Source organism: Scytonema sp. HK-05 (genome assembly GCF_963872035.1).
In the GTDB taxonomy this organism is placed as follows: Bacteria; Cyanobacteriota; Cyanobacteriia; order Cyanobacteriales; family Nostocaceae; genus Kalymmatonema.
This window is the reverse complement of record NZ_CAWMYC010000023.1, coordinates 1-19,380: the sequence shown is the minus strand read 5'-3', so window position 1 is coordinate 19,380 and position 19,380 is coordinate 1. Positions and strand designations below refer to the sequence as shown.

At 43.8% G+C, this 19,380-nt stretch carries 17 protein-coding genes and 1 pseudogene; 8 read left to right on the top strand and 10 right to left on the bottom strand.

What is annotated here, in order from left to right:
- A partial coding sequence (locus AACT52_RS04530; RefSeq protein WP_233154224.1) for a hypothetical protein occupies nucleotides 1–187 on the top strand: 187 nt, incomplete at its 5' end.
- Here AACT52_RS04530 and aat read toward each other — a convergent pair.
- Nucleotides 184–759 (bottom strand): leucyl/phenylalanyl-tRNA--protein transferase, encoded by a 576-nt coding sequence (gene aat, locus AACT52_RS04525; RefSeq protein WP_073636241.1) that lies wholly within the window; start codon nucleotides 757–759, stop codon nucleotides 184–186. The two genes, AACT52_RS04530 and aat, sit on opposite strands and share 4 nt — an antisense overlap.
- A 98-nt stretch (nucleotides 760–857) precedes the next feature.
- On the opposite strand from aat, the gene AACT52_RS04520 reads away from it, so the two are divergent.
- A complete protein-coding gene (locus AACT52_RS04520; protein WP_073636240.1) occupies nucleotides 858–1,187 on the top strand; it encodes a hypothetical protein in 330 nt (109 codons plus the stop codon).
- 65 nt (nucleotides 1,188–1,252) lie between these two features.
- Here AACT52_RS04520 and rpsN read toward each other — a convergent pair whose 3' ends face one another.
- The 5 genes from rpsN to AACT52_RS04495 all read right to left on the bottom strand — a co-directional run bounded on the left by rpsN (nucleotide 1,253) and on the right by AACT52_RS04495 (nucleotide 5,894).
- Nucleotides 1,253–1,555: a 30S ribosomal protein S14 gene (gene rpsN / locus AACT52_RS04515; protein WP_073636239.1), complete on the bottom strand. Its 303-nt coding sequence runs from the start codon at nucleotides 1,553–1,555 to the stop codon at nucleotides 1,253–1,255.
- Between the two features lie 138 nt (nucleotides 1,556–1,693).
- Nucleotides 1,694–2,410: an endonuclease III gene (nth, locus tag AACT52_RS04510; protein ID WP_073636238.1), complete on the bottom strand. Its 717-nt coding sequence runs from the start codon at nucleotides 2,408–2,410 to the stop codon at nucleotides 1,694–1,696.
- The gene (rseP, locus tag AACT52_RS04505; RefSeq protein ID WP_073636237.1) at nucleotides 2,386–3,489 is read right to left on the bottom strand and encodes an RIP metalloprotease RseP; all 1,104 of its coding nucleotides are present in this window, start codon (nucleotides 3,487–3,489) and stop codon (nucleotides 2,386–2,388) included. Before rseP ends, nth begins: the two co-directional genes overlap by 25 nt.
- 253 nt (nucleotides 3,490–3,742) lie before the next feature.
- Complete coding sequence (gene serS / locus AACT52_RS04500) at nucleotides 3,743–5,023, bottom strand: serine--tRNA ligase (RefSeq protein WP_073636236.1); 1,281 nt, start codon at nucleotides 5,021–5,023, stop codon at nucleotides 3,743–3,745.
- Nucleotides 5,024–5,324: 301 nt separating this feature from the next.
- Nucleotides 5,325–5,894, bottom strand: a complete 570-nt coding sequence (locus AACT52_RS04495) for a DUF3611 family protein (RefSeq protein WP_073636235.1) — start codon at nucleotides 5,892–5,894, stop codon at nucleotides 5,325–5,327.
- Between the two features lie 555 nt (nucleotides 5,895–6,449).
- Here AACT52_RS04495 and AACT52_RS04490 point away from each other — a divergent pair.
- Both AACT52_RS04490 and AACT52_RS04485 read left to right on the top strand, forming a co-directional pair.
- Nucleotides 6,450–6,797 carry a PadR family transcriptional regulator gene (locus tag AACT52_RS04490; RefSeq protein WP_073636234.1) on the top strand — a complete coding sequence of 116 codons (348 nt, stop codon included), beginning with the start codon at nucleotides 6,450–6,452 and terminating at the stop codon, nucleotides 6,795–6,797.
- 56 nt (nucleotides 6,798–6,853) lie between these two features.
- Entirely contained in the window at nucleotides 6,854–7,384 is a 531-nt protein-coding gene (locus AACT52_RS04485) for a cofactor assembly of complex C subunit B (protein WP_073636233.1), read from the top strand.
- Between the two features lie 669 nt (nucleotides 7,385–8,053).
- On the opposite strand, the gene AACT52_RS04480 is transcribed toward AACT52_RS04485, so the two are convergent.
- A complete protein-coding gene (locus AACT52_RS04480; protein WP_073636232.1) occupies nucleotides 8,054–8,371 on the bottom strand; it encodes a DUF3155 domain-containing protein in 318 nt (105 codons plus the stop codon).
- Between the two features lie 276 nt (nucleotides 8,372–8,647).
- Here AACT52_RS04480 and AACT52_RS04475 point away from each other — a divergent pair, with 276 nt between their 5' ends.
- Nucleotides 8,648–10,072 carry a sensor histidine kinase gene (locus tag AACT52_RS04475; RefSeq protein ID WP_073636231.1) on the top strand — a complete coding sequence of 475 codons (1,425 nt, stop codon included), beginning with the start codon at nucleotides 8,648–8,650 and terminating at the stop codon, nucleotides 10,070–10,072.
- Between the two features lie 13 nt (nucleotides 10,073–10,085).
- Here the strand turns inward: AACT52_RS04475 and AACT52_RS04470 are convergent, their stop codons facing one another.
- The 3 genes from AACT52_RS04470 to AACT52_RS04460 all read right to left on the bottom strand — a co-directional run bounded on the left by AACT52_RS04470 (nucleotide 10,086) and on the right by AACT52_RS04460 (nucleotide 12,986).
- Entirely contained in the window at nucleotides 10,086–11,336 is a 1,251-nt protein-coding gene (locus AACT52_RS04470) for an S-layer homology domain-containing protein (protein WP_073636230.1), read from the bottom strand.
- A gap of 694 nt (nucleotides 11,337–12,030) precedes the next feature.
- The gene (locus tag AACT52_RS04465; RefSeq protein WP_143172996.1) at nucleotides 12,031–12,270 is read right to left on the bottom strand and encodes a hypothetical protein; all 240 of its coding nucleotides are present in this window, start codon (nucleotides 12,268–12,270) and stop codon (nucleotides 12,031–12,033) included.
- A 26-nt stretch (nucleotides 12,271–12,296) separates the two neighbouring features.
- The gene (locus tag AACT52_RS04460; protein WP_073636228.1) at nucleotides 12,297–12,986 is read right to left on the bottom strand and encodes a conjugal transfer protein TrbI; all 690 of its coding nucleotides are present in this window, start codon (nucleotides 12,984–12,986) and stop codon (nucleotides 12,297–12,299) included.
- Nucleotides 12,987–13,760: 774 nt separating this feature from the next.
- Between AACT52_RS04460 and AACT52_RS04455 the strand changes: the two genes are divergently transcribed.
- From AACT52_RS04455 to AACT52_RS04445, 3 genes and pseudogenes are all read left to right on the top strand, one after another.
- On the top strand, nucleotides 13,761–15,014 hold the full coding sequence (locus AACT52_RS04455) for a glycosyltransferase (protein WP_073636227.1): 1,254 nt from the start codon (nucleotides 13,761–13,763) through the stop codon (nucleotides 15,012–15,014).
- 447 nt (nucleotides 15,015–15,461) lie between these two features.
- Nucleotides 15,462–18,488: an exonuclease subunit SbcC gene (sbcC, locus tag AACT52_RS04450; protein ID WP_073636226.1), complete on the top strand. Its 3,027-nt coding sequence runs from the start codon at nucleotides 15,462–15,464 to the stop codon at nucleotides 18,486–18,488.
- A 331-nt stretch (nucleotides 18,489–18,819) separates the two neighbouring features.
- Nucleotides 18,820–19,293: pseudogene (locus AACT52_RS04445) on the top strand (filamentous hemagglutinin N-terminal domain-containing protein); the annotation flags it as partial.
- Between the last annotated feature and the right edge of the window lie 87 nt (nucleotides 19,294–19,380).

The following is a 19,380-nucleotide window of genomic DNA, read 5'->3' as shown; positions in this document are numbered from 1 at the left end:
GTTCGTTTGTGGACTCTTCAAGAATCCCCCGGCTTTTAGCCGTGGGGAGTATCAAATCTTGATATCTACTCCTTATCGATACAGCGTTGATAAGCTGTCGCGCCTACAATTTGCATATAATGAGAGCTTAGTAAATTCCAGTAGAGAGTGCTATGCCTGCAAAGGGGCTTCTGTCGGAGGTAGCTAAAGTAGCGAACAAGAACGTTGCAAAGCTTTGTAAAGTAACTTTTGATACTCTTTATCTCTCACGCCATAAGCACCAAACCTCTCCAAATGGGGATTCATCATTTGGGCATCGAACATCACAAATTCCCTTTGGCGCAACCTTTCCACCAACTTCACCATCGCCACCTTTGAACCCTCCGGGATGCGGTAAAACATCGACTCCCCAATAAAAGCACCCCCAATTACAATTCCCAAAATTCCCCCAGCGAGTTCATCCCCTTGCCAAGTTTCAAAACTATATGCCCAACCGGCTTGGTAAAGTTCCCAGTAAATCTCTTTTAACTGTGGTGAAATCCAGGTAAGTTCTCGGTTAGCACATCCAGCCACAACAGCTTTGAAATCGCGGTTAATCGCAACAGTAAAACGCTCTTGATTGAGAACACGCTGCAAGGACTTGGGGTAACGAAATCGTTCATCTAAAGGAATGAGAGTGCGATCGCGGCTTCCATACCACCCCAAGACATCATTCTCATCAGCCATGAGAAAATAGCCTTGAGCATAGCTTTGAATAATAGTGGCGATATCATATTGCATAAAAATAAGCAAAAAACATATTTTGTAGTAGGAGCTTAAGTGCATACTACGAAGGTATTTTCTGGCAACCTGAGTCTTTAATATAAAAATAAAAGAAAATGACAGAACCAATTCCACCCATCACCTTACCAGCACCTCAAAATCCTATGCTTGAGGGAGAATGGTTGCGCCAGCGCTTGCATCAGTGGCTTGATGAAGAATTTATCCCAGAAGCAATCAATCAGACAATTGCCCAAAGAGCAGCACAGATTTTTGTGCGTCAACGGATGGAAGGAGAAAACGACTTAGGTTCTCTAGTGATTGCCATTGTCACAGAGATGCAGTCGTTTGATTTTTCCAAAAGTTTCTACGGAGAGTTTGCTATAGCCAACGCTGTCAGCGATTTACTCCTAGATAGTCTGGGAATTGATAGATGTTGCGGACAGTAATTTTGTTAGCTGTTAGTTGTTAGTTGTCAATAAGAACCACTAACGACTAACGACTAATCACGCGCCTACCAACTAGATTTCACCACTCCGGGCAAAAGACCTTCGTGTGCCCATTCCCGCAGGACATTTCGAGATAGACCAAAGTCGCGGTAAACTCCTCTGGAACGACCAGTTACCCAGCAGCGGTTGCGGCGACGACTGGGAGCGCTATTGCGGGGTAGCTGTTGAATTTCGCGGTGAATTTCCAGCTTATCAAGAGGAGATTCTGCTTCTTTGAATTCTTCCAGCAAGGCTTCGCGCTTTTCAGCGTACTTAGCCACCAGTTTGGCGCGTTTTTTCTCGCGCTCAATCATGCTCTTTTTTGCCATAATCTAAGTAATTTATTTAAAGACAGCATTTTCCATTCTATATAATTGCACATCTTTTGACATGAATTAAGTTCGTAATTAGCGCTTAATCCCTCAAGCACTAACTACAAACCCTGGAATTTTTCCTTCTTCAGACCATTAAGGGCTTTCCTCAACTTTTGCCTTCACAGTCACCTGTGGCACGTTAAAAGCAGAAGGACAAAGTTCAGCCAGTTGACAAGCTTCACACGCAGGCGATCGCGCTTTACAAATCGCCCGACCATGATAAATCAGCCGAATTGACCAATTTTCCCAGTCTGGTTGAGGCAATAGGAGCATCAAATCTCGCTCAATGCGGATGGGGTCTGTGTGTTCAGTTAAGCCCAAGCGCTGGCTTAAACGCTTCACATGAGTATCAACAGTCACCCCAGCATTGATTCCATAAGCATGAGCGAGGACGACATTTGCCGTTTTGCGCGCCACACCAGGAAGCTGCAACAGCTGTTCCATCCGCTTTGGCACATGACCGCCAAATTCATTGACAATCATCCGACAGGCAGCTTGAATATTCTTCGCTTTATTGCGGTAAAACCCAGTGGAACGCACCAAGTTTTCTAACTCTGTCAAATCAGCATTTGCCAGACTCGCTGCATCCGGGAACTTACTAAACAAGGCTGGTGTCACTTGATTCACTCGTTCATCCGTACACTGAGCCGAGAGAATCGTAGCCACCAGCAACTGCACTGGGGTTGAGTAGTTTAAAGAGCAAGTTGCATCTGGATAAAGGCGGTTCAGGCGAACTAGGATTTCTAGCGCCCGTTGCTTTACAGATGAGCGTTTGCGCGTACTAATCACTGGAATAATTTTTGCACCCACTCCAATTGGGTAGTTTCTTTGAGTATGAGAAAAATGCCTAGCCCTAAAAGTATTACCAAACCAGTTTGCATGACACCTTCTTGAACGCGATTAGGCAAGGGTTTACCGCGCAAACCTTCAATCAGCAGAAAAGCAAGTTGTCCTCCATCTAAAGCTGGTAAAGGCAAAATATTGATCACAGCCAAGTTAATGCTGATCAAAGCGGCAAAGAAGAACAAACTAGCTGTATCATTCTGGGCAATGTTGGCACCTATTTCCACAATTCTCACTGGACCAGCAACTTGGTTAGCTGTCTCGCCGAAGTTCGTGATTAATTGCCCAAAACCTTGGAATGTCAGTGAGACAATCCGCTGGAATTCCTTAGCGCCAATCTTAAAAGCTTCCACGGGGTTGCTCACGGGACGACGCTCAAGTTTGACGTTGGGAGCAAGTCCGATGCCGATACTACCCTCACCGTTTGAGTTTGCTTCAGGAACTACGGTCAAAGACAGCTTTTGGTCATTACGGGCAATTTCTAATTGGATTGGCTTATCTGGATTAGTTTTAATTATTTCCCTTAAAGCCTCTAACTCTTGCTGCGATGCCCCAAATTGTCTTTGATTAGCTGCTAGGATGACATCTCCTTTCTGAATTCCTGCTTTGGCTGCGACAGAACTTACATTTGGTGCTAGCTGTTGAATCAAAACTCCTGGTTGGGGTTGGCTTGGTTGTGGTATGCCAACAAAACCAACCTGCGTGACTAAAAGGAAGTAGGCAAATATTAAATTCGCTATCACTCCCGCACTAATGACAATCGCCCGATCTAAAATGGGGCGGTTACGCAAAAGATTCGGGTCATTGGCTGGAATATTGCTATCTGGGTCATCGTCAGGAAAACCGACAAAACCACCCAGAGGAAAAGCTCGGATAGCGTATTCAGTTTGGGCTCCTTGATATTTCCAGATAACCGGACCAAAGCCCAGAGAAAAACGATTGACGTAAATCCCCTGGGACCTTGCTGCAATAAAATGTCCAAACTCGTGAACCAGGATCAGAACAGCCAAGACTGCGATCGCTGCTAAAGGCGCAAAAACTGACATAGAAAGAATGAGTGAACTTATTCAGCTATACTTATTCATTTTAAAATGTGTCCCAGTCTACCACTGGTCTGGTGTGCTGATTTTCTAGCTTTTTCGGTAATTCTTAAGGGAGAGTTGTAAATTGTTAGCCGAAGCGTGGTTCTTTGTCACAACGCTCCAAATGTACAGACGCGCCGCCAGTCGCCTGGCTGTCGGGAAACCCTCCTGCAGCGCTGGCTCGCCATGGCGCGTCTCTACAGCTAATCAACCTAGATCACAGCACTTCACGTCCTATGTAAGGTTGCAGCGCTTCTGGTATGCGTACGGTTCCATCCTCTTGTTGATAATTTTCCAAAATCGCTGCCATTGTACGTCCCGCAGCTAACCCAGAACCATTGAGGGTATGCACGAACTGCGTTCCCTTCTTACCGCTTTCTTTAAAGCGAATTTGACCCCGTCGCGCCTGGTAGTCCATAAAATTGGAACAGCTGGAAATTTCGCGGTATTTGCCAGAAGAGGGAAGCCAAACCTCTAAGTCATAGGTTTTGGCAGAATGAAATCCTATATCCCCAGTACATAACGCTACGACTCGGTAAGGCAGCTGCAACGCCTGTAAAATTGCTTCTGCATTACCTACCAATTTTTCCAGTTCCTCACTAGAAGTGCTGGGATGGACAAATTTCACCAGTTCAACTTTGTTAAATTGATGCAGTCGAATCAGTCCCCGCATATCGCGTCCATAACTCCCAGCTTCCCGACGAAAACAGGGAGTATAAGCACAATGGTAGATCGGCAACTCTTCGGAATTGAGAGTTTCACCACGGTAGAGGTTGGTTACGGGGACTTCCGCCGTAGGCGCAAGCCACAAATCATCAGCCGCGCATTTAAAACTTTCTTCAGCAAACTTGGGCAACTGACCCGTGGCTGTCATAGACTCGGTATTAATCAAAAATGGGGGAATGACTTCTACATACCCTGCTGCTATCTGGCGATCAAGCATAAATTGAATTAATGCTCTCTCCAGCTTCGCACCAGCGCCTATGAGCGTCACAAAGCGACTTTGTGCGACTTTCACAGCTCGCTCAACGTTGAGAATACCCAACTTTTCGCCAATTTCCCAGTGAGGAATAATCTTTGGGTTTTGAGGAATGTACTCATCGCCCCAACGACGCACTTCTACGTTATCTTCCTCACTCTTACCAATAGGTGTGGAGTCGCTTGGCAAGTTGGGAAGTGTTAGTAAAAGTTCTTCGATTTTGGCTGAGAGTTCTTTCTCCTGGGGTTCGAGTTTCCCAATTTCTGCTTTCACAGAACTGCCTTCATCCCGGAATGCTTGAATTTCTGGTCCTTTGGGGTTGGAACCAGCTTTTATCTTTTCAGGAATTAATTTAGCAATTTCGTTACTACGTGCTTGGAGTTGATTTCGCTTCGCTTCCAATTCGCGTTGCTGTTTATCCAACTCTAAAAGCGGCTCAATGTCGTAGTTTCCACCACGAGTATTCAACCGTTCCTGAACCAATTGCGGATTTTCTCGTATTAGCTTAATATCTAGCACAGATTTGTCCTAGTCCCTAGCCTGCGGATTTTCTTTACAGTTAACACATCAAAATATAGTACTTCCGGCTAGTAACAAGTGCAAAAGTCAACTAGCTCTCAAAAGTGAGTGACCTGAACTATTGCTTTGACATCAACCAATAGCAGGATGCTTTTCTCCCGCAAGTGTGTAGTAATCTTGAGATTAAAATTTCCACTTTCGCAAATTTCCAGTAAGAATTTTTGATGAATTCTTCAAAGAATCACTAGTTCGTCATTAAGGCAGTCCGCAGCGAACAAGAAATTATCAATTAAGAATTACGCTAAGACTGAGGTTTGGAGATGCGTTGGAGTAGCCAAATGGACGCAACAAGCCCTGCAAAATGTGCTGAAACCGTATTAGTGTTTGCCTGCACGACGAAAATATCCAACGATTGAATAATCCGGCTAGGGTCGATTTGGGTGTAAACTCCAGTACCCACTTGCGGTAAAGTCAATGACTTTGTCAGCAGGATGCCAACAGTCGCTTGCGCCCCTAACAAAGTCAACAGCATTCCCACCAAATGCACCATAACCGCAAAGCGTACGACTTGAAGAGTTTCAACTTTGCGCGGGCGGTTGTTAGGATTGGACGATTCCAGTCGATTACCAAGCTGGGTGTAACGGAAAGCTAAATAAATGCCCACTCCCAAGGCAATGAGCCCAGCAACTGCAAAAAAGGCACCGAACCCAGTTCCTGGATTATTACTAGTGCTACCAGATCTCTGACTTAAGACGGCAAACAGCAAAATCCCCCCAGAAACAACACCTAGCACTAACTGAATCCAAAAGCTAATCCAACCTGTGAGGCGAAACGTTTGGGCGATTGCTCGGAGTGAAGAGGATTCTGACATACTGATCACCAATGTGCTGGGGTTTGATAAATTTACTATCACACTTAGCAAACGGCACTGGAGTATTTCTAGTAGATAAATTCCGTAGTGAATACTTTTTTGGGTGTGTTCGCTATCCGTAAAGCTGGAAATGAAACATGATATTTTGTCTAATCTTTACGCAAAGACCCTAGGATATTTACTGTCCAGCAAAGTTTTGATTAAGTTCTACATAAATACAGCATTTTACCTTTAAAATTGCTTAGACGGCATTTTATGCTTAAGCAGTCCTTACGCCCTTGGCATAACTTGACACTAAAGACTGTGGCATAGCCGTTGTCAAATCGCTCCTCAATATGATCTCAGAAGCTTGGGTAGGGGTGCAAATTTTTGTATCCCTAAGGTTGGTGCATCAGTTCCACGATTAGTCAGCGTGGAATTTGTCTCATGTCATTTTTACCCTTTGGTGATCCAGCCTAAGGAACGCTAAATACTTATCTTAATTGAGTAGTATTTTATACGATTTCCGTGGATTGTATGCTCAACCCTTAGGCATTTTTTAGCCATTCACTAACCATGAAACTTGAGGATATATATCACTTCTTTGAAAATCCTCCGCCAACTTACCTTTGTCAGGAGCTCGCGGTTTGTTATATCTTGTATGTCTTGGTACAAGGCGAATCCTATGGAACGGAGTTGATCCAACGATTGGAAACTGAACATCCAACCTACCGGCTTTCGGATACCGTACTTTACAGTGCGATTAAATTTCTCGAAGACCAGAAGGCAATCACTGGGTATTGGAAGAAACTGGAAGGACGCGGACGTCCTAGGCGCATGTACCAAGTGTCTCCAGAATGGCAATTTCAAGCAGAGGATTTAGCTCGTTTATGGCAACAGTACATAAGCGGGAGAAAAAATTAGCGTTCTCATTAAATAATGAATAAGTCACCTCCTGTAAAATACTCATAATTTAGTTTATGGATACTGCTACTCTACCATCGACGTTGCTGCTCACTTTTTTATTATCGGTCGGGCTATTTTTCTTTATTCGTGCCTCTACCAAAGACCGTACAGAAACAGAAAAGCTGGTTTGCGAGCAAGACGAAGCTACTTTAATGCCTCAATTGAGGGAGTATTTTCAAACACGGTCTTACCGAGTAGCAGCGGTAGACCCGAAACAAAACCAAGTGACTTTTGAAGGCTTTGTTCAACCTAGCTGGTTTTTAGCTGTGTTTTTAACACTTTTAGCCGCTGCGGGTCTTCTTTGTTTATCACTAGTTTTGTCACTACTTTTTCCCAAACTTAGTACAATTTTTCTTGGGCTGGTGCTGCTGTCGCCTTTGAGTGGTGTTTTTTATTGGAAAAAAGCTGGAAAACTAGAGAAGGTGTCGCTGAAGGTGGAAGCAACCCAAGGCGAAGAACACTCTCCAAGTAAAATCACTGTAACTGCCCATCGAGACGAACTCATTGAGTTACGCAGAGCTTTGGGATTAAAAATTTGTGAATAGCTGTTATTCTTTGACTCAGACTGGCAATTTCAGTTTGTTGCCTGCACCTTGTCTTGCATTATCATACTGTGACAATAATGAGGATGTGGTGTCATGCTGAGTGCAACTGCAACCTATCGCTTGAGGGCAGGGTTTGTGAAGCGTAAACTCCAAACCGGGCTTCAAGAAAGAGTAGGGTAAGTCGCATCAAGAAAGCTGTAAGCGGTGAAGCGCACGCTATAAATGAGCGTAGCTCCTACACAGGAGGCACGCAATACTTGTGATTGACAATTAATTAACCGAACATGATATGAGTCGCAAAGACGGACTTATAAACCACTTTTCAACTTTTAAGAAATGGAATAGAGGGAGGAGGTAAAACGACTCCTGCTCTATAGCTTTTCTCCACAAGTTGTAGAAAAAAGCTATATCGCTTGAAAGAGCGTGCCGAAGCTTTGCTCAAAACGGGCTCGCTCTATCCCCACTCCCTTATACGTTCTGACACTTATAATCAACTCATACAAACACAAGGTTTGATTAAAGCTGAGAGCCTGAGCCAAAATTGCTAGGCTAACACTGGCAAGTGAACTGCATCCTTAAAAAAAAATGAAACTTTGAAAAAACCTAGCAATTTTGTCAGTTAATGGTTGTCATAAGGCAAACTCAAACTTTATGATAACCATTGTTAGTTCATCGACTAGCAACAGCTAGTGGCTCCTGACCTGGAGAACCTTCAAGCACTCTCAGGCTAGGGAATAAAAAGTGGTTCTCCTCAACATATTGAGCACCAAACAGCCCCTTTTCAGCCCAAAAATAACGGTCTGTTGTGTGTTCATTTCGCTTTACAAGTAGCAACGCGGGTGGCAAAATTCCTTCAGCTTGAATGAATTTTCTAGCTGCTGTCACAGGCTTATCTTCGCCGCTTTCGATGCTAAATTGAGGCACGTGTTCTAAAATTCGCCGCCCTTCTTGCCGACGACGACTCTTCCTCTTGCGTCTCCTTGCCAACCTTCTGTCCTCCTCTTACAAGCGATAGATTGTAGTGATAGCTACAAAATACGTCGTCATTATAAAAGTTCTAGTTCAAAAAAACAAGAGTTGTTAACCTTTTGATACAAGAAAGATAATTTGTTTTTTAAAAGAAAAATTATGAGTAACGAACAATATAATTCCTTGGAACGAACCGTTAGTTGCTTTCTTCAGTTAAGCTTTGTTAAATGGAACAAGCCAACTCCTGTTCGTTTTCGTCCCTATAGTCTGTCATCTTAAACAAGGGCTCTTGAAATGTTAATGTCTGCCAGTTCTGAGTTTGTTGCTCTATGCCGAGAGCAATTGGCACTATTAGCCCAAGGGCTGGAAGCATCTTTGAGCGTTGTCTATTTGACGCAAGAATTGATAGAAGCTTCGACAAATGAAGCAAAACTCATTCCTGTGGTGGTTTACCCAGAAACGGCAGTGGAAGAGCAAACAGCCAATGCTTTGGTATTGCCCAGCTCAATACCTATTTCCAAAAAGAATTGGGATTCGTACAGTTCAGCCTCCCGTACCTTGGATAGAACACCGCGTTCTCGTATGGGTAATGTGTTCAACCTCAAAAACAACCGTCCTAACCGGAGGTTATTGAAAGCAGCAGAGGAATTTCCAGCCCGATCACGAGAAAGTGCCACAGGAGATGCAGCATCACCGCATTCAACAGAGGAGTATCTACTAAGAGGTGACCAGATTGTTTTACCTCTTGTCCATGAGGATGTGATGATAGGGTTGCTCGTCACAGTCAGGGAAGACCGAGCATGGAATGAACAAGAAAGGAGTGAAATAGAACGGATTGCTCAAACGCTATCGCTTGCCTGTGTTTTGGATCAGCGTCGAGCATGGCTGCACCAGCAGTTGCAGCAACAACAAATTCTCCAAGAAAAGCAGCAGGATTTACTGGATAATTTATTGCACCAGCTTCGCAACCCGTTAACGGCATTGCGAACTTTTGGTAAACTATTGCTGAAGCGACTGCGAGCAGGGGATGCTAACCGGGAGGTAGCAACTAGTATTGTGCGGGAAAGCGATCGCCTCAAAGAATTGTTACAACAGTTTGATGAAATTATTGACCTGACAGCAGAAGATTTAGGACCACTGGCGCTACCGCAAAAACAAGTCCTTGTAGAAGCAAACGTACAGAAAGACCCGAAAGCACCGCTTTTGTTGCCTGGTACAGGAGAAAAAGAAGTTAACTGTTCTGTACTAGATATATTAGAACCATTGTTGGTGTCCGCCAGAGCGATCGCTCAAGAGAGAAATTTGCAACTCATATCTGAAATTCCTCCTAACTTACCTCTGGTACGCGCCAACCTCAAAGCATTACGAGAGGTATTAAGTAATATAATTGACAATGCTTTAAAATATACCCCCACTGGTGGCAAGATTTTAATCCAAGCGGGGCAACAAAAAGCTAATTTTCAGGGAATTGCCATCAGTGACACTGGTCCTGGCATTCCGGCACAAGATTTAGAGCATCTTGGAGAGCGACATTACCGAGGTGTGCAAGCTCAAACGCAAATTCCAGGGACGGGGTTAGGATTATCAATTGCCAAACAGCTCATACAGGAAATGCAGGGCGAAATAGAAGTTTTCAGCCCTGCTGTGACCTCGCTTATTACATCACCTGATGCACCAGGAACGACCTTTATTATTTGGCTACCTGTTGTAACTGGTTAGTACTAACTACTAACTATTTCAACGAAACCTGAAAGTTCTGACCAATGGTCATTTGCAAGTCAGTCTTTGGGTCAATGGCGATTAAGTCCACACTGTTCTTACCAAAGAACAGACCAATTAATCCACCAATCGTAGCCCCACCCAGAATTTCTCCTGCACTAATAGCCTTATCACCAGTCACAACCGAAACCGCTGCAGCAGCACCTGCACCAAGTGCGGTATTCCTGAGAATTGTGTTTGTATTGATGCCCTTTTTGACAGTTTCGGTCTTGGTAATCACTTCAGAAGTCGCATTGATTGGATACTCCTGACCATTGGTTAAGATGAGTTTTTGGGCGATGAATTGAGAACCGCCCTTGTCTTTGACGGGACGCAGCTCACCAACCACTTGGCTGCCGGCTGGAATGACCAAGGTTCCTTTATCAGTGACAACGTTTTGCGCCACGGTGAGGGTTAAAGGCGCTGTTTCATCCTTAGTCACAAGAATTTTTTCTGCTTTTTCATACCTTATCGGAATAACAGTTCCTTCGGGAATTGTCACCGCTACTGGTTTTGATGGAGTAGGTTCGCCAAGAGCCACAATGTAGGGTGAGCTAATTGCTGCGGCTTTACCAGAGCTAACCAGTGCTTGGTAGACAAAAGCTGCTACTTGTGCTCGAGTTGCAGTTGCTTTGGGATTTAGGAATTTAACATCAGGATAGTTCACGACAATTTGTTTTTCAGTAGCCGCAGCAATTGGACTACCAGCATAGCTAGAGATGTTATTAGCGTCGTTGTAATATTGCAGGTTGCTTTCGGCATTACTGCTAGCGTTGTATTTTAAACCGTTAGCGAGGGAAACTAAAACCTGTTCGCGGGGAATATTTTGGTTAGGCTCGAAACGATTGCCAGGATATCCAGACAAGAAACCGGTGGTATATGCATCCTGAATCGCACTCGATGCCCAATAGTTGCTTGGTACATCGTCAAATCTGGCTGCCTGCCGTTCTGGTGCTTTTTGGAAAGCTTTGCCAATCATGGCAGCAAATTGAGCGCGTGTGACTGGCTGTTCTGGGCGGAAGCTACCATCTGGAAATCCAGCGATAATACCCCGTTGTGCCAGTTGTTGAATAAACTCTGCTGCCCAATAGTTGGATTGAAGGTCTGTAAAAGTTGTTTGGGCGAAAGAAGCTGTAGGTGTCACTAGAGGTGCGATAGTACCTGCTGTTATGCCCAAAGCCATGAATGCAGCACATCCAGATTGCCAACGAAAGTGACCAAACATTATATTTTCGCTCCCCACAAAATTATGCTCATTTCTGCTTGTTAATGAGACTATATTTGAGTTAAAAAGTTTCCAATTTTTGTGGAGTATGTTAATAGTGTAATGTAGCTATAACACTCATTTGAAGGATAAAGTCTGAAGGATAAAACGAAGAAAAAAACAAGTATGAAATATAAAATTTCAAGAAAATCTGAGAAACTTCTTTTTCCTCTTTCTCCTTTCTTTCATGCTTAATTTTTCTTCAAGCAGATTTTATTAATTCAAGATTTTCCTATGTATTTTGCCAATTGAAAAACTTTTTTCATCCAGTTAATTAAGCAAGACTTGCCATCTACAGAATAGTTGCAAAAGAATGATTTTTTTTACGTGAGTGCTACTTAGAAGGATAAAAAATTTCACGCTCTAACTCCCTTTATAGACAAGTGTTTTCTTGCCTCTCCACAAATGAGAAAGGGTTATAGGTAAAATCAAGTTATAGGTTATTGCCTTGATCTCAACGCAAGGTATTACCAACAATTTGTTGGCAACAGACGGTTGTGTCGCAACCAAGCTTATTACGTTTTTCTATGTAAGTTTAGAAACAAGTATGGCACTGTTTAAGTGATTTTGTACAGGTAAGACTACGAAAATTTTTTCACTGAAAAATCAAGCGACTGCACAGGGTAGTTAACTGCACATTATAGTTTAAGGATAGTTAAAGGTAGCGATCGCCTAGCAGCGTTACTCTGGGTGGTTGCACGAAGCGCGTCCTACTTGCGCTATCTGTTTCAAAAGACACAGGAGGGGTTGCCACAAGAGCAACCCCTCGGTAGTATACGGGCGATGCTGCAAAGCGCCGCAGGCGGCAATTGCAAGGAAGCGCAGCGCCCGTGCATGGTGATTGCGCAAAGCCCAGCGCCGAACGGGCATCCCAGTGCCTATTGACCCGACTCACAGGCTAAATTAAGATAAGCCGACTTACTAATAGCCACGATATACCAGCAAATTAGAGCGCAGTGTCAGATCCAAATCTCCTCTTTGGGGTTCAACAACGATAACTTCAACGTTTTTGCGTCGCAGTAGAACACTTGCAGCAGCACCAGCACCAGCACCAAGTATAGGTTCAATCGCTTGAATTTTGCGGTCACCTGTTATCAGTGCAATCACACTAGAAGCACCTGCACCAATAGCAGCATCCTGTAATATTTTATCAGTTTTACCTCCTTTACTAATTGTTTCCTTTTTGGTAACGACCCCAGATGTTGCATTAATAGACTGCCGTTCACCATTAGGAAGCACTATGTCTTGAGCGACAAAATAAGTCCCCTTTGTACCATTTCTGGTTATTGGTTGCAATTGTCCTTCAATTTGAGTTCCTTCAGGAATTAATACATTTCCTGCCCTGTCTACAATATTTCTTGCTATCCTCAGCTTTATGGGTGTAGTTTCATCAGGAGTGACAACAATTTTCTCTTTATCAAATGTTACTGGAAGTCTAACTCCAGCAGGAATGGAAACTCTTCCTGTTCCTGTTTGTGTTTGTGTTTGACCGCGAAAGATTGATTGTGCAGAAGCGGGAGCAGAGACAAACATGGGTGCAATGGCTCCTGTTGTCATTGCCATTGCCATAAGTGCAGCGGTTCCAGTTTTCCAACGATTCAAGTGAGTCATAGCAGAGCCTTTTTGTTTCTTTCTTAATGTGTTTGACGTGCTGTTACTGAGATTGTTTCTGGCTTTTTTTAAACCTGTCGCTAGGCGTATTCCGAGGCTTAAATCGATTTTATGACGGTAAGAATGTGCAATTGTTCCTCTCTATTCTTATACCGCTTCTTGGCGCTAGAGAATAGTAACGAAGGATGTATATGACGCAAAGTTTGTGAAATAGTTCCTGAATATTTTTACATTATCTGTATCTGCCGATGTATGCCTAGGAATAAGGGGAGTGAGGCAAATTGCAATCTCTTACTTTCTATTGTAATGTTAATTTCTTGTGATGGGAGAGTATCATACTGATACACTTCTTGTTTATGCAAAGATAAGCTCATTGCTTATTGCTTTGCTGTAACATTGCTACAGTATATTCCCTCACTAACTATTGATGGAACCAACACAAAAGCAACATCTTATTATCAATGCTTTAGACACCCTAGAATGACTGGGCGCTAAGATTTATGATGAAGATACGGGTGATTGGTACATTAGGACTCCTAGCCCGATCAATCGCCCTGCTTTAGACAGCGCACGCACTCGCGTTCAGACTGGAAGTCTAGATGATGTCGCCTCAACTGCGGGCTTTGGGGTTGGGGGGAAACCCGCGCACGGTGCCTATAAAAGCGAAGCCTGCCTAGGCAGACTATATATTCTTAAGTGCGCTTAAGTGCGCTTAGCCGCGATTTCTAATCGTCAAGTATTTTTTCTAAATGAAAAAGTAACGAATCAAATTTTATGAGTCGAATTATTTTAACCACCATCGGTTCTTTTGGTGACTTGCATCCCAAAATTGCGATCGCTCTCGAATTAAGAAAACGTGGTCACGATATTGTATTTGCAACCCACAAAGAATATCAATCCAAAATTGAAGCTTTGGGATTTGAGTTTCATCGGATGCGCCCGGATAATACTGCTCTGGACGATCCGCAAGAGATGGCGCGGATGATGGATTTGCAAACAGGTTCGGAGTATATTGTCTGCAAGTGGGTCTGTCCCAGTTTACGCCAGATGTATGCAGATTTGATCAATGCAGCGAAAAATGCAGATTTTATCTTTGCGGGTGAAGGAGTGATTGCGGCTCGAATGGTGGCGGAAAAATTAGGGATTCGGTGGGCATCAAGTGCTATGGCTCCAATCTCGTTTTTCTCTGCCTACGATCCATCCGTATTACCTCTATTTCCATTTCTAGTCAAGCTACGTCGGTTTGGCTTATTTGCTAACAGGGGAGTCATCAATTTTGCCAAGCTGGTTAGTAAATCTTGGGCAGAACCCGTCCATCAATTTCGCCGCGAACTTGGATTACCAACCTTAACTGGCAATCCTTTTATTGACGACAAGTTTTCGCCTTACCTTGTCCTTGCTCTGTTTTCCCCTGTTCTGGCAAAACCGCAACCTGATTGGGTTGCAAACACAGTCATGGCAGGTTTCACATTCTATGATGGTAGTTCGGACAAGACGGAACTTATGCCAGAACTGAAGCAATTTTTAGATGCAGGAGAACCGCCAATAGTTTTTACCCTTGGTTCTGCCGCAGTGATGTCGCCCGGCGATTTTTATCAGGAAAGCATCAAAGCCGCAAAGCAGCTTAATCGCCGTGCTGTGCTGTTAATTGGTAAAAATCCGCCTCCAGAAAATCTTTCAAAAGATATTCTTGCGGTTAGCTATGCACCATACTCGCAAATTTTCCCTCACGCTTGTGCCATTGTCCATCAAGGAGGAATTGGGACAACAGCCCAAGCATTACGGGCTGGTCGTCCTACCTTAATAATGCCCTACAGCCACGACCAACCGGATAATGCAGCACGAGTCGAACGCTTGGGAACTTCGCGCACGATTTCCCGCAAACAATATTCAGCGTCACGGGTTGTAAAAGAGTTGCATCAGTTGTTAAATCATCCCAGCTATGCAGCCTCTTGTGCGGAAATTCGACGCATTGTTCAGGCAGAAAATGGCGTGGGTGTGGCTTGTGATGCGATTGAAAAATGTTAGGTACATATGTTGGACTTTTGATACCGCGCTCTAGGTCAGACGAGAGCGAACGAAATTAGGACTTACCAAGCGGATGCTTTGCTGACCCCTTTTAGCCGCCACCCTCTTCTTAATTGAAAGCAGGAGAAGTCGCCCAGATTTGGATATGGGGTAGAGAGCGAAGCAAGTATTGGGGAGAATAATTTTTGCTTCATCTGTAAAGCGTTTAAAGAATCAAACAAACTTCTTGTTTCTGGAAGGCAAAAAGGAAAGAACCGCAGGAAAGATGAATTTTTTCACGCTGGTAGTAAAAAATGTTTGCCTAATATGAAAAAAACACTCATTATATTGTTAACATTCGTTAACTTAAGGGATTAAAGACTAGAAACATTATTTTTACCTAGCTAAACTAACAAAAAGAGCATATGTACTGTTATTTCTTAAAAAAGGTTTAGCGCCTAATTCTCGATGATCCCAATTCAACTGACCCTCAAAAACTTCCTCAGTTACCGCGACGCTACTTTAGATTTTCGCGGGTTACATACGGCTTGTATTTGTGGTTCCAATGGCGCTGGAAAATCTTCCCTCCTCGAAGCTATCACTTGGGCAATTTGGGGTGAAAGCAGAGCCTCTAGCGAAGATGATGTTATCCAAACAGGTGCAAAAGAAGTTAGAGTTGATTTCATCTTTGAAGCAAACCAGCAAACTTATCGAGTGATTCGCACCCGAGTGCGGGGTGGAAGTGGTGCTTTGGAATTTCAAATACAAATACCCACTGGGTTTCGCGCACTTACTGGCAAAGGGGTAAGGGCAACACAAGATTTGATTTTAGAACATATTAAGCTTGATTACGAAACTTTCATTAATTCGGCATACCTGCGTCAAGGTCGTGCCGATGAATTCATGCTCAAGCGACCTAGTGAGCGTAAGGAAATATTAGCAGAGTTATTAAAACTCAATCAGTACGATGAATTAGAAGAACGGGCAAAAGAACTATCACGCCAGTTTAAAGCAAGAACGGAAGAACTAGAGCGCGTTTTGGATTCGCTGAAATCTCAACTGCAACAACGTGAAGCAATTGCTCAAAAACAAGGCGACTTGGAAGCCGAAATCAATCAACTGCAACAGGTACAAGCCTTTGAAAATATTCAATTACAAAGTTTGCAAGTTGTCCAGCATCAGCGGCAAAACTGGGAGCAACAACTGAACTTTGTTAGGCAGCAGTACCAGAATCTTACTCAAGACTGCGATCGCCTGCAACAAGAGCAGTCAGCAATTGACTCTGGGCTATCTTCTTTAGATGAACTCTTAACTCAAGAAGCTGAAATTAAAGCCGGGTACAACCAATACCAAGTTCTACAATCCCAAGAAGAAGCGATGGGCGCTCAATTTGAAGAATACACTCGCGCCCAACAAGCACAGCAACAAAAGCAACACCAGCTAACCAAACAAATTAACGAAATTGAGCGGCAATTACAACACGCAGAGGCACAACTCGCGGCTGTGCAGCAACAAGAGCAAGAACTTCAGCAAACTCTCAGTAAGTCAGATGAAGTAGAAGCAGCAATAGCACAACTTGCTGCTGCGCGCAACCGTGTTGCTCAACTCGATCAATTGCAACTGCAAGTTTCTCCCCTGTTGCAACAACGCTTGTCATTGCAAAGCCAACTGGATCGCGCTCATGCTGGTTTAGTTGCTCGACTCGAACAACTCGAAGCAACAGCCAATCAATTACAACGTCAGCATAGACGCCAACCGCAACTGCAACAAGCAGTCATGGAAGTGGCAATGCAGATTGACGAATTGGAGAAGAAGCGGGTTTATCTACAACGAGTACAAGAAAAAGGACAGGAAAGGCGTCACCTGATCGAACGCTTGCAGGCTCATCAACGGGACTTTGAAAAACTGCTAGGAGAACTCCAGCAAAAGCTGCAAATGCTCCAAAATCCCAATGCTCTCTGTCCTTTGTGCGAACGTCCTCTAGAGGAACATTACTGGAATCGTGTCGTAGACAAAACCAAAATCGAGTACAAAGATGCTGAAGATGAACTGTGGATAGTCAGGGAGCGAATGGCTGTTTCAGACAGAGAAATTCAGGTACTCAGGCAAGAATATCGTGAAATATCACAAGAATTGTCTCATTATGATACTTTACGGGAACAAAGGGGACAATTGGCAGCACAGTTGCAGGCGACAAGCGATGTGGAACAACAGCTACTAGAAATAGTCGCTGAAAAGCAGCAATTAGAGCGCTGCTTGCAAATGGGTAACTATGCTCATGAAACCCAAGCCGAACTCCAGCAACTTCAACAATATTTGCAACAACTCAACTACAATGAACAAGACCACGCCCTTGCCCGTAACGAAGTAGAGCGGTGGCGGTGGGCAGAAATTAGACTCAGCCAAATTAAAGATGCAGCTAAGCGTCAAGCGCAAATAGAAGCACGAAAACCAGAAATTGAGGCGCAAATTGCCCAATTACAAACCAGAATCCAGCAAGAAGCCACTGAATCTGAATGTGCCAGACAAATCGCTGCTCTTGAGCGCCACATTGCTGAAATTGGTTACGTGTCAGAAGAGCATAACAATCTTCGCATGGCTGTACGCAAAGCTCAATCTTGGCAGTTACGCTATCAACAACTTGTGGGGGCGCAGCAGCAGTATCCCCAACTGAAAACAAGATTACAAGAGTTAGAGGTATCTTTGCAAGCGAGATTAACAGAACGGCAAAGACTTGCCATCCAAATCGAAAGCATCGTCCAGCAGCTCGAAGAATCAGCAAATCCATCTGCTCAAATCCCAGCATTAGAGCAGCAATTGGCATCACGCCGACGGCAACTTGACGAACAAATTGGTCAGTTGGGACGCTTGCAGCAGCAGGTTCACCAACTAGAAACATTGCAAATTCAGTATGAACAACAGCAGCAGCAACTGCAAGAAGCAAGACGACAACATCGCATTTATCAGGAATTATCACAAGCTTTTGGTAAAAATGGTATCCAAGCATTGATGATTGAGAATGTGTTGCCCCAGTTGGAAATAGAGACAAATCAACTACTTTCGCGACTGAGTGCCAATCAGCTACACGTTCAATTTGTTACACAAAGGGCTGGAAAGAGTGGCAAGGCAAGCAAGAAAAATGCCAAGTTGATAGACACCTTGGATATCTTGATTGCTGATGCAAGAGGAACGCGGGCTTATGAAACTTACTCTGGTGGAGAAGCATTTAGAATTAACTTTGCGATCCGTTTAGCCTTGGCGAAATTATTAGCGCAGCGGGCGGGGGCGGCGTTGCAATTGTTGATTGTGGATGAAGGGTTTGGGACACAAGATGCAGAAGGATGCGATCGCCTAATTGCAGCGATTAATGCGATCGCATCTGATTTTGCCTGCATCCTCACGGTAACTCATATGCCTCACCTTAAAGAAGCTTTTCAAGCCCGGATTGAAGTGAGTAAAACACAGAGTGGTTCGCAGGTGCATTTGTTAATTTAAACAACAGCCGTGTTTTTGCGGTTATTGATTCTGTCAAAATGTAATAGTTGAAAAAATGAATCTGACTACGTGCATTCTGAGGACACGTTGCCAAGTTTGATGACGTTTTGTAAAGAATTAGCGATACAAGTGTTAACTTGATTTCCACTAATTGTGGTTGATTTAACAGTTACCAGTTATCAGTTTCATCCTTTGCATGTTTAAGTCCCCCACCAAGAGCACCGAAAGCGTTGGTGGCGGGTTTAAATCCCCCACCATAGCAGGCGTTACTGTTCACTGTTCACTGTTCACTGTTTTAAGGTGCAATTACTACACAGCTTGGGAGAGTGCAATGGCTGGTTTGCGAAGTACTTGTTGGGGGGCTTTCTTAGGAATTGCGATTGGCGAAGCCACTGCCCTCTGCGCAATCGCTGGTGTCTATACTTTATCGGCAGATTGCGCTCAAGCTCAAATTACCCCTGATGCCACTTTACCGAATAATTCCATCGTCAACATAAATGGCAACACTTTCAAGATCACAGGCGGAACACGAGCAGGCACTAATCTGTTCCACAGTTTCAAAAATTTCTCTGTTCCTACTGGTAGCGAAGCTTTCTTTAACAATACGGTTGACATTAAAAACATAATTAGTCGGGTAACAGGTGGGTCGATATCTAATATTGATGGCTTGATTCGCACCCTAGGGACGGCTAACTTGTTTTTGATAAATCCCAATGGCATTATTTTTGGACCCAATGCCAGTTTAAATATTGGGGGTTCGTTTATTGGTAGTACTGCCAGCAGTATAAATTTTGCCGATGGTACTATAGCGGTTCTCACTTGGATGCAATACAATAACCACAATGTTTAAACCAGCCAATTATGTCACTCAAATTAACAGTTTCAAAAGCCT

Excerpts from the sequence above, each read along its gene's own strand:
- aat (WP_073636241.1), bottom strand. The coding sequence starts at position 759 with ATGCAATATGATATCGCCACTATTATTCAAAGCTATGCTCAAGGCTAT.
- AACT52_RS04520 (WP_073636240.1), top strand. The coding sequence starts at position 858 with ATGACAGAACCAATTCCACCCATCACCTTACCAGCACCTCAAAATCCT.
- rpsN (WP_073636239.1), bottom strand. The coding sequence starts at position 1,555 with ATGGCAAAAAAGAGCATGATTGAGCGCGAGAAAAAACGCGCCAAACTG.
- rseP (WP_073636237.1), bottom strand. The coding sequence starts at position 3,489 with ATGTCAGTTTTTGCGCCTTTAGCAGCGATCGCAGTCTTGGCTGTTCTG.
- AACT52_RS04495 (WP_073636235.1), bottom strand. The coding sequence starts at position 5,894 with ATGTCAGAATCCTCTTCACTCCGAGCAATCGCCCAAACGTTTCGCCTC.
- AACT52_RS04490 (WP_073636234.1), top strand. The coding sequence starts at position 6,450 with ATGAAACTTGAGGATATATATCACTTCTTTGAAAATCCTCCGCCAACT.
- AACT52_RS04485 (WP_073636233.1), top strand. The coding sequence starts at position 6,854 with ATGGATACTGCTACTCTACCATCGACGTTGCTGCTCACTTTTTTATTA.
- AACT52_RS04475 (WP_073636231.1), top strand. The coding sequence starts at position 8,648 with ATGTTAATGTCTGCCAGTTCTGAGTTTGTTGCTCTATGCCGAGAGCAA.
- AACT52_RS04470 (WP_073636230.1), bottom strand. The coding sequence starts at position 11,336 with ATGTTTGGTCACTTTCGTTGGCAATCTGGATGTGCTGCATTCATGGCT.
- AACT52_RS04460 (WP_073636228.1), bottom strand. The coding sequence starts at position 12,986 with ATGACTCACTTGAATCGTTGGAAAACTGGAACCGCTGCACTTATGGCA.
- AACT52_RS04455 (WP_073636227.1), top strand. The coding sequence starts at position 13,761 with ATGAGTCGAATTATTTTAACCACCATCGGTTCTTTTGGTGACTTGCAT.
- sbcC (WP_073636226.1), top strand. The coding sequence starts at position 15,462 with ATGATCCCAATTCAACTGACCCTCAAAAACTTCCTCAGTTACCGCGAC.